Raw genomic sequence first — 9798 nt, 5'->3', positions numbered from 1 at the left:
GGCCCGGGTTGGCCGGGCGGACGCGGTTGCTGCCAGTTCGGTCCCGGAGGCGGCGGACCCCAGCCTGGTTCGGGTCGCTGCGGAGCGGGCGGGCGGACGTCTTGGTTCGGTGGCGGGTGGTTCGGCGGCGAGGCGGGGGCCTGCGGTTCGCGGAAGCTGGTGCGGGGACGTTCGGCTTCCCGCATCGGTTCGGGCTGGGTGTCGTCAGCGTCGGTCGACGGCGGCGCCTCGTCGGCCGCGCGCGGCGGGGACTGATCCGGAGTGGCCGGCCGCGGGTTGTCTCTGGGCGGGAGGTAGTCGACGGGTGGCCGGCGGGAGGCCGGCGGTTGAGGAGGAATCCTGGGTCCGGTCGGCCCGGTGTCGGGCTCGTAGTCGGTCTCCTCCGAACCCGTCCAGCCGAGTTCTCGCCGCAGTGCGTCATCGCGGTCGGTCACTGCAATTACTCCTCCGGAACTTCAACGACGCGGTTGTCGGCCGGTTTCCAGTATCAACTACCCGCGCCCCCTTGCGCGGTGGCTGGGGAGGCGCGCGGGCCAGCAAATACAGCCGTTTGGCATGTTTTTCGTAGTGCGGGCCGTCGGCGGGAGCGGCCGCCGACCACGGCCAAGGATCCTGGCGCTGTGCCGTTCTGCTGCGCGAGCGGCGCCCTCCGAGACCGTCCGTCTTCCATCGGACGTTCGCTGACGCATGTGTCTATTCCGCTTGAACGGCACAACCATGTGGTCAGAACCATTGCTGTAGCATTGCCGACCAAATTGACGGACCGGGCTCACGCCCTGTGAATTAGTGCGTTGGCGGTGTCGATTTCGCTGGTACGCTCGCATGCGGTAAAGGGGGTCGGGTGTTATGGGTAAGCGTGCCGGTTTTGGCGTCTCTGGCAAAGTCCGTGATGTCGCCGCTCGCGGCGAGGCACGGATTGCGGAGTCGCCGAACACCGCGGTTGGACCGCACGTGAGCGTGGATGTGGCCCTGTTCGCGCGGCCGGCAGGTGTTCGCGGCGGCGAACTCGTGGGGTCGCTGCGATGACGGCCGGCACGAGCACCACCCACATCGACGACGTCGTCGGCGTGGAGGTGACGATCGACGGCATGCTGGTCATCGCCGACCGGCTCAACCTCGTCGACTTCCCGGTGGCTCTCGGCATCCGGCTCAACATCCCGCAACCCGACCTTCGCGAGATCGTCTGGGAGCAGGTCGCGCGCGACCTCACCGCCCAGGGCGTGCTCGACATCTACGGCCAGCCGCATCCCGAGGTCGCCGCCATGGTCGACACCCTGAGCAGGCCCGACCGCGTCCTCGAGGGCCGCTGGTGGCGCCGCGATCTCGGCGGCAAGATGGTCCGCTTCGTCGTGGTGCGCAAGGGCGAACGCCACGTGGTCGCCGCCCGGGATGACGAGATGCTGGTCCTGCAGCGCATCGCGCCCCAGGTCGGCCTCGCCGGGATGGTGACCGCTGTGCTCGGTGGCGCCCAGGCCGCGCACGTGGAACCGCTCACCGGCGTGGCGGCCAGGCTCGCCGAATGCCGCACCGCCGAAGCGCTGACGGCGCTCGGTGTACCGGTGCCGTCGGCCCGCGTCTACGCCGAGATCATCAACGAACCGGCCAGCTGGGTGGAGCTCACGGCCACCGAGCGCCATCCCGGGGGCACCACCACCACGGCTGACGTCGCCGCCGGAGTGCTCGACTCGCGGCAGGGTCGCATCGTGTCGATTCCCCGCCGCGTCAACGGCGAGCTCTACGGCAGCTTCCTGCCCGGCACCCAGGACAACCTGCAGCGCGCACTGGACGGTCTCGTGGAGTTCCTGCCATCGGGCGGCTGGTTCGAGAAGACCGATCCGGACAGCCCGTTCGCAGATTGAGGAAGGTCCACATGGTGGGTGACACTCCGCCACGCGACGCCTCGGACGATTACGACGGCCTCGCGGCACTCGGCTACCCGTCCGACTCGGGCGCGGTGGACGAGGCCGACCTCGCGGCGCTCGTGGACTACCTGCCCGCGGGCGGCTACGAGAGCGACGACAGCGACGATGAGGACGCTGCCGGTGCGGAGTTGTACCTGGTCGAGTCCCCGGATACCGACGAGGAGGGTCCCGGCGCCGCCTTCGCGGTGACCAACCCGCCCGGGACGGTCACCGTGACCGCGTTCCTCGACGGGCGCATCCAGCAGATCGAGCTGTCCCCGAACGTGGTCGGCATGACCGAGGCCGATCTCGCCGACGAGATCGTCGTGATCGCCGGCCTGGCCACGATGGACGCCCGGTCCGCCCAGTACTCGTTCATGCTCGACGGAATGCGCGAACACGGACACAGCGACGTGGCCACCCGCGACTTCCTCGCCAGAGACCTGGAATTGCCCAGCCCGGAGCAGGCCGATGCCCGGCGGGCCGAGGTGTTCGCGACGAGGTATGAAGACAGCCATGAGTGATCACCTGGCGAGCCTTTTCGGCACCGCGGTGGGCATGCTGCCCACGTCCCCGGCACGTGCCCTCGAACTCTTCACCGAGATCACGAATTACGACGAGACCGCCTGCGACGCCTGGGTCGGGCGGATCCGGTGCGGCGACCGCGAGCGGGTGACGCTCTTCCGGGCCTGGTACTCGCGGTCCCACTTCGGCAGGTTGGCCGGCGCGGCCGAGGTGCCGATGAACGCACTCGGCGCCCGCGTCGCGATCGGTGGCATCTTCGGCAAGGACATCAGCTATCCGGTGGTCTCGCCGTTGGCGCTGACACTCGGCTTCGCCGTCCAGGAGGCGTCGGAGGGCAACCACGCCGATGCCATGGAGGCGCTCGACAACGCGCCCGCCGCGGGCGCGGAGCACCTGGTCTCCTGGACCAAGGCCGTCATCCTCGCGTCCGGGGAACGCTGGACGGACGTGATCGAGCAGGTCCGCAGCGCGGGCAGCTGGCCGGACAAGTTCCTGGCCGCCGCGGCGACCGTCGCGCACGGCGTTGCGGCGGCCAACCTCGGGCTGTTCACCGAGGCGGACCGCCGGCTCACCGAGGCCAACGGCACACCTGTCGGCGAGGCCTGCGCCCCGGCCATCGCCTGGTACCTGGCGATGGCGCGGCGTGCCCAGGGCAACGAAGAGTCCGCCAACGTGCTGCTCGAGTGGTTGCAGGCCAACCACCCAGAGCCGAAGGTCACTGCGGCGCTGCGAGATTCGAATTACCGCCTGGCCACGACCACGGCGGAGAAGATCGCCGCGCGCACCGACCCGTGGGATCCGGCGAGCGCGGTGGCCGACACGTCGGGCCGCGAGACGCTGCTCGCCGAGGCCCAGGCGGAACTCGACCGCCAGATCGGGCTGAGCCGGGTGAAGGAACAGATCGAGGCGTACCGCGCCGCCACCCAGATGGCCAAGATCCGTGCGGCCCGGGGGATGAAGGTCGCCCAGACGTCCAAGCACATGATCTTCACCGGCCCGCCCGGCACCGGCAAGACCACGATCGCCCGGGTGGTGGCCAACATCCTTGCCGGGCTGGGCGTCATCGCCGAACCGAAGCTCGTCGAGACGTCCCGCAAGGACTTCGTCGCCGAGTACGAGGGGCAGTCGGCGGTGAAGACCGCCCGCACCATCGACCGTGCGGTGGGCGGCGTGCTGTTCATCGACGAGGCCTACACGCTGGTGCAGGAGCGCGACGGGCGCGCCGACCCGTTCGGCACCGAGGCGCTCGACACGCTACTGGCCCGGATGGAGAACGACCGCGACCGCTTGGTGGTGGTGATCGCCGGCTACAGCGCCGACATCGACCGTCTGCTGGAGAGCAACGACGGCCTGCGGTCGCGCTTCGCGAACCGCATCGAGTTCGACTCGTATTCGCCTGACGAGATCGTCGACATCGCGAAAGTCATTGCCACGGCTAATGACTCGATGCTCAGTGATGAGGCCGCCAAGCGGGTGCACGAGGCGGCCACGCTGCTGAGCCAGCGGGCGCTGGGCGGCAAGCCGGCACTCGACATCGCGGGCAACGGCCGCTACGCACGCCAACTCGTGGAGGCCGGCGAGCAGAACCGCGACATGCGGCTGTCCCGCTCACTGGATTTCGACAATCTGGGGGTCGAACAATTGAGTGAGATCGACGGCGAGGACATGGCCTCGGCGATCGCAGCGGTGCACGCCCGACTGAACATCAGCGGCTGACATGGCGGGTTTCCGGCTCACCACCAAGGTGCAGGTCAGCGGCTGGCGCTTCCTGCTGCGCCGGGTGGAGCACGCGATCGTCCGCCGCGACACCCGGATGTTCGACGATCCGCTGCAGTTCTACAGCCGCGCCGTGTCGGCGGGCATCATCATCGCGGTGCTGATCTGCCTCGGCGCCGCCCTGCTGGCGTACTTCAAGCCGCTCGGAAAGCGGGGCGGGGACAGCCTTCTCGTCGACCGGGCCACCAACCAGCTGTATGTGGTGCTGCCGGGGAACGGCCAGCTGCGGCCGGTGTACAACCTCACCTCGGCGCGGCTGGTGCTCGGCAGTGCGGGTACCCCGGTCGCGGTCAAGTCCGACGAACTGAACCGGCTGTCCAAAGGCCAGCCGATCGGCATCCCGGGTGCGCCGTACGCCACCCCGGTCGCCGGTGCCGCCGAATCGATGTGGACGCTGTGCGACACCGTCGAGAAGCCCGAGAGCGCGAAGCCGACGGTGCAGTCGTCGGTGATCGTGCGACGCCTCGCGCTCGACTCGACGGTCGCCCCGATGCGGCCCGATCAGGGCATGCTCGTCAAGTACGAGGGCGCCGACTGGCTGATCACCGACAACGGCAGGCATTCCATCGATCTGGCCGACCGGGCTGTCACGTCGGCGGTCGGCATCCCGGTGACCGCCAAGGCCGCCCCGATCTCGGAGGGCCTGTTCAACGCGTTGCCGAACGTCGGGCCGTGGCAGCTGCCGCAGATCGCCCGTGCCGGCGAGCCCAACACCCTCGGCCTGCCACCGAATCTCGTGATCGCGTCCGTGTTCAAGACCGTGACGGAGAAGGGCGAACAGCACTATGTGGTGCTGCCCGACGGCGTGGCCCGCGTCAACGACCCCACCGCGGCGGCGTTGCGCGCCACCAACTCCTACGGTCTGATCGAGCCGCCGCCCGTCGAGGCGAGCGTGGTGGCAGGGATCTCCGAGCAGGTCTACGTGTCGCCGTTGCCGGACAAGGCGCTGGACATCCTGCTGCGCGAAGAGGATCCGGCGTTGTGCTGGTCGTGGGAGCGGGTGCCGGGCGACCAGGCGCCGAAGACCTCGGTGATCGCCGGACGCCGTCTGCCGGTGCCCGCGTCGGCCCTCAACACCGGCATCGAGCAGATCGACGGCGACGCCACCGTCTACATCGACGGCGGGCAGTACATCCGGCTGCAGTCCCCCGATCCCCGCTACGGCGAGAGCCTGTACTACATCGACCCGCAGGGCGTGCGCTACGGCCTGCCCGACGAGGAGACGGCGAAGAACCTCGGGCTGTCCGCTCCGCAGACCGCGCCGTGGCAGGTAGTCAAGCTGTTGGTCGACGGCCCCGTGCTGTCGAAGGAGGCGGCGCTGCTCGAGCACGACACCCTGCCGCCGAACCCCAGTCCGCGAAAGGTCGAGGGAGGCGCCGGAGCCCCGGCACCGGCATCCGGAGGTGGCCCGTGACGACGAAGAAGTTCACCCCGACCATCAAGCGGGGGCCGCGGCTGACACCCGGCGAGATCAACGTGACACCCCCGGACGACCTGGGTGTCGAGATCCCGCCGTCGGGCCTGCAGCGGGCGTTGCCGTGGGTGATGGGCGGCTGCATGCTCGGCATGATCGCGATCATGATCTTCACCGGCGTGCGCCAACTCTCGCCGTACATGCTGATGATGCCGCTGATGATGGTGATGGGCACGGTCGGCTTCATGGCCGGCGGCGGTTCGGGCGGCAAGAAGGTGCCCGAGATCAACGCCGACCGCAAGGAGTACCTGCGCTACCTGTCGGGGCTGCGCACCCGCGTCACCTCATCGGCCGCCGCTCAGGTGACGTTCTTCAACTACCACGCGCCGCACCCCGAGGACCTGCTGTCGATCATCGGGACCCACCGGCAGTGGTCGCGCCAGTCCAACGCCGACTTCTTCTCCTCCACCCGGATCGGGATCGGCGCCGAGGCCGCCGTCGACCGTCTGCTCAAGCCGAATGTCGGCGGTGAACTCGCGGGCCCGGCAGGCGCCCCGCAGCCGCACCTGGAGCCGGTCAGTCACATGTGGGTGACGAAGTTCCTGCGCACCCACGGCCTCATTCACGACTGCCCGAAGTTGTTGCAGACCCGCACCTTTCCGACGATCGCCGTCGGCGGTGACCTCGGCGGCGCAGCGGGTCTGCTGACCGCGATGATCTGCCATCTCGCGGTGTTCCATCCGCCGGACCTGCTCCAGATCCGGGTCCTCACCGACAATCCCGAGGATCCGCAGTGGTCCTGGCTCAAGTGGTTGCCGCACGTGCAGCACCAGAGCGACACCGACGCCGCTGGCGCCACCCGATTGGTCTTCACCCGTCCGGACGGGCTCAGCGACCTGACCGCCCGGGGGCCGCACACGGCCGACGCCGTGCCGACGGGGCCCTACATCGTCGTCGTCGACCTGACGGGCGGCCGGGCCGGCTTCCCGGTCGACGGGCGGGCCGGTGTCACCGTGATCACCCTTGGTAATCACAAGTCCTCCTACCGCATCAAGGTCAATCCGGACGGCAGCGCGGACGACAAGATGCACAACCAGAACTTCCGTCCGGTGCTGCGTGTCGCGGACAGGATGACGCCGGGGCAGGCGGGCCGGCTCGCCCGTAAGTTGGCCGGCTGGTCGATCACCGGGACGATCATCGACAAGAGCGTCCGCGTGCAGAAGAAGGTCGCCACCGAATGGCACCAGCTCGTCGGCGCGCAGACCATCGAAGAGGTCACGCCGGCGCGCTGGCGGATGTACGCCGACACCGACCGCGACAGGCTGAGGATTCCCTTCGGCCACGAGCTCAAGTCGGGCGACATCATGTACCTCGACATCAAGGAGGGCGCCGAGTTCGGCGCCGGTCCGCACGGCATGCTGATCGGCACCACCGGTTCCGGTAAGTCGGAATTCCTTCGCACACTGATCCTCTCGCTGGCCGCCACGCATCATCCCGACCAGGTGAACCTGCTGCTCACCGACTTCAAGGGCGGCTCGACGTTCCTCGGTATGGAGAAGCTGCCGCACACCGCGGCGGTGGTCACCAACATGGAAGAGGAAGCCGAGCTGGTGAGCCGGATGGGCGAGGTGCTCACCGGTGAGCTCGACCGCAGGCAGTCGATCCTGCGGCAGGCCGGCATCCAGGTCGGCGCCGCGGGCGCGCTCTCGGGTGTGGCCGAGTACGAGAAGCACCGCGAGCGCGGCGCGGACCTGCCCCCGATGCCGACGCTGTTCGTCGTGGTCGACGAGTTCGCCGAGTTGCTGCAGAACCACCCGGACTTCATCCAGTTGTTCGACCGGATCTGCCGCGTCGGCCGCTCGCTGCGGGTGCACCTGCTGCTCGCCACGCAGTCGCTGAACACCGGCGGCGTCCGGATCGACAAGCTCGAGCCCAACCTGACATACCGGATCGCGTTGCGCACCACCAGTTCCGCGGAGTCCAAGGCGGTGATCGGCACGCCGGAGGCGCAGTACATCACCAACAAGGAGAGTGGCGTTGGCTTCCTGCGGGTCGGCATGGAGGACCCGGCCAAGTTCCGCAGTGTGTACACCGGCGTGAACTACGTGCCGACGGCTCTCACCCAGGACGACGGAGATGCCAAGCCCAGGGCCAGGACTCAGAACCGGGTGCGGATCCACCAGTTCACCGCGGCGCCCATTCTCGATGCGGCAGGTGCGTCATGACGGTCGGTGAAACCGAACAGCGGGTGCTGCGCGAGGTCGTGCTCGGTCAGCTGACCACCGGCGAGATCCGGGCCTACCGGATGTGGTTGCCGCCGTTGACCGATCCGACACCGGTCAACGAACTGGTCGAGCGCGACTACCAGCGTCAGCCGCTGCGGTTCGGCCTCGGGATCATGGACGAGCCACGCAGGCACAGGCAGGACATCTGGGGGATCGACGTCTCCGCGGCGGGTGGCAACATCGCCGTCGGCGGCGCACCGCAGACGGGCAAGTCGACGTTCCTGCAGACGTTGATGCTCTCCGCGGCGGCCACCCATACGCCGCGCCAGGTGCAGTTCTACTGCGTGGACCTCGGCGGTGGCGGCCTGATGTACCTCGAGGACCTGCCGCACGTCGGCGGCGTCGCGACCCGCGCCGAGCCGGATCGGGTGAACCGGGTGGTGGCCGAGGTCAAGGCCGTGCTGCGGGCCCGTGAGGCGATGTTCAAGCAGTACCGCGTCGGCTCCATCGCCTCGTACCGTGAGATGCGCGAGGACCCGAACAGCCCGGCGGCGGCCGACCCGTTCGGTGACGTTTTCCTGGTGATCGACGGCTGGCCGGCGTTCGTGAGCGAGTTCCCCGACCTCGAACCCGTGGTCCAGGACCTCGCGGGCCAGGGCCTGGCATTCGGGGTGCACGTGGTCATCTCGACGCCACGCTGGACGGAACTGAAGGCGCGTGTCCGCGACTACCTGGGCACCAAGGTGGAGTTCCGGCTCGGCGACGTCAACGAGACCCAGATCGACCGCATCACCCGGGAGATCCCGGCCAACCGTCCTGGCCGCGCCATCTCGATCGAGAAGCACCACCTGATGATCGGTGTGCCGAGGCTGGACGGCGTGCACAGCGCCGAGAACATGGTGCCTGCGATCTCGGCGGCGGTGCAGCACATCGCTGCTCAGTACACCGACAGCGCCCCTCAGGTCCGGGTGCTGCCCGACAAGATCCACCTGCACGAGCTCGACCCGAACCCGCCCGGACCCGACACCGACTACCGCACGCGGTGGACGATCCCGCTGGGCGTGCGCGAGTCGGACCTCACGGTGGCGTACAACCGGATGAGCGCGACGCCGCATCTGTTGATCTTCGGTGCGCCGAAGTCCGGCAAGACCACCATCGCCCACGCGGTGGCGCAGGCCATCTGCAAGCGCAACAGCCCGCAGCAGGTCCGGTTCATGGTGGCCGACTACCGGTCGGCGTTGCTCGACGCGGTGCCGCAGAGCCATCTCCTCGACGCGGGGGCGGTCAACCGCAATCACGCGACGCTCGAGGAGTCGATCAAGGCGCTGGCGATCAACCTGAAGAAGCGGCTCCCGCCGCCGGACCTGACCACCGCACAATTGCGTTCGCGGTCGTGGTGGACCGGCCCGGACGTGGTCCTGCTGGTCGACGACTGGCACATGATCGTCGCGGCGTCGGGGATGTTGCCGCCGACATCGCCGCTGGCGCCGCTGCTTCCGGCGGCCGCCGACATCGGTCTGCACCTCGTGGTGACCTGTCAGATGAGCCAGGCCCACCGCGCCACCATGGACAAGTTCGTGGGCGCCGCGTACGGCGCCGGATCGCCCACCCTGTTCCTGTCCGGGGAGAAGTCGGAGTTCCCGACCAGTGAGTTCAAACTCCGGCGACGACCCCCTGGCCAGGCACTTCTCGTCTCTCCGGACGGCAAGGAGGTGGTGCAGGCGGCGTATGTCGACCCCCCCGAAGAATTGGTGTGAAGACCCCCCTCGCGGGGCGGTTAGGATTTGATCCAGAGCGCACAGCAACGTCGGCGATCAATCGCCAGCAAACTTTTATCCCGGACGTAAGTAGACAGCAGTCAAGGAGCAGGACACATGGAACCGCTGCAGCACAATCCAGGAGCCATCGGCGTCGGCGGCCAGGTCGTCGCGAACGCCGCCCGCGGTCTCGCGGGCGG

At 68.7% G+C, this 9798-nt stretch carries 6 protein-coding genes and 1 pseudogene; 6 read left to right on the top strand and 1 reads right to left on the bottom strand.

The window, feature by feature from the left end; genetic code table 11:
* Positions 1–434, bottom strand: a pseudogene (locus Q2100_RS26875) (MinD/ParA family ATP-binding protein); the annotation flags it as partial.
* Positions 435–1022: 588 nt separating this feature from the next.
* Between Q2100_RS26875 and Q2100_RS26870 the strand changes: the two are divergent.
* From Q2100_RS26870 to eccCb, 6 genes are read left to right on the top strand one after another with little or no spacing between them, the layout of a single operon-like run.
* Positions 1023–1859 carry an ESX secretion-associated protein EspG gene (locus Q2100_RS26870; protein WP_302916513.1) on the top strand — a complete coding sequence of 279 codons (837 nt, stop codon included), beginning with the start codon at positions 1023–1025 and terminating at the stop codon, positions 1857–1859.
* 11 nt (positions 1860–1870) lie between these two features.
* Complete coding sequence (locus Q2100_RS26865; RefSeq protein WP_302916512.1) at positions 1871–2425, top strand: YbaB/EbfC family DNA-binding protein; 555 nt, start codon at positions 1871–1873, stop codon at positions 2423–2425.
* Positions 2418–4142 (top strand): type VII secretion AAA-ATPase EccA, encoded by a 1725-nt coding sequence (eccA, locus tag Q2100_RS26860; RefSeq protein ID WP_302916511.1) that lies wholly within the window; start codon positions 2418–2420, stop codon positions 4140–4142. Before Q2100_RS26865 ends, eccA begins: the two co-directional genes overlap by 8 nt.
* A 1-nt stretch (position 4143) precedes the next feature.
* Positions 4144–5616 (top strand): type VII secretion protein EccB, encoded by a 1473-nt coding sequence (eccB, locus tag Q2100_RS26855; RefSeq protein ID WP_302916510.1) that lies wholly within the window; start codon positions 4144–4146, stop codon positions 5614–5616.
* Positions 5613–7841 carry a type VII secretion protein EccCa gene (eccCa, locus tag Q2100_RS26850; protein WP_302916509.1) on the top strand — a complete coding sequence of 743 codons (2229 nt, stop codon included), beginning with the start codon at positions 5613–5615 and terminating at the stop codon, positions 7839–7841. The genes eccB and eccCa overlap by 4 nt, the downstream gene beginning before the upstream one ends.
* Positions 7838–9598, top strand: coding sequence for a type VII secretion protein EccCb (gene eccCb / locus Q2100_RS26845; protein WP_264014132.1), 1761 nt, complete (start codon positions 7838–7840; stop codon positions 9596–9598). The genes eccCa and eccCb overlap by 4 nt, the downstream gene beginning before the upstream one ends.
* Positions 9599–9798 lie beyond the last annotated feature (200 nt).

Source organism: Mycolicibacterium arseniciresistens (assembly GCF_030519285.1).
GTDB classification, from domain to species: domain Bacteria; phylum Actinomycetota; class Actinomycetes; order Mycobacteriales; family Mycobacteriaceae; genus Mycobacterium; species Mycobacterium arseniciresistens.
The sequence above is the reverse complement of the archived record's forward strand: the minus strand, read 5'-3'. Positions and strand labels throughout refer to the sequence as shown.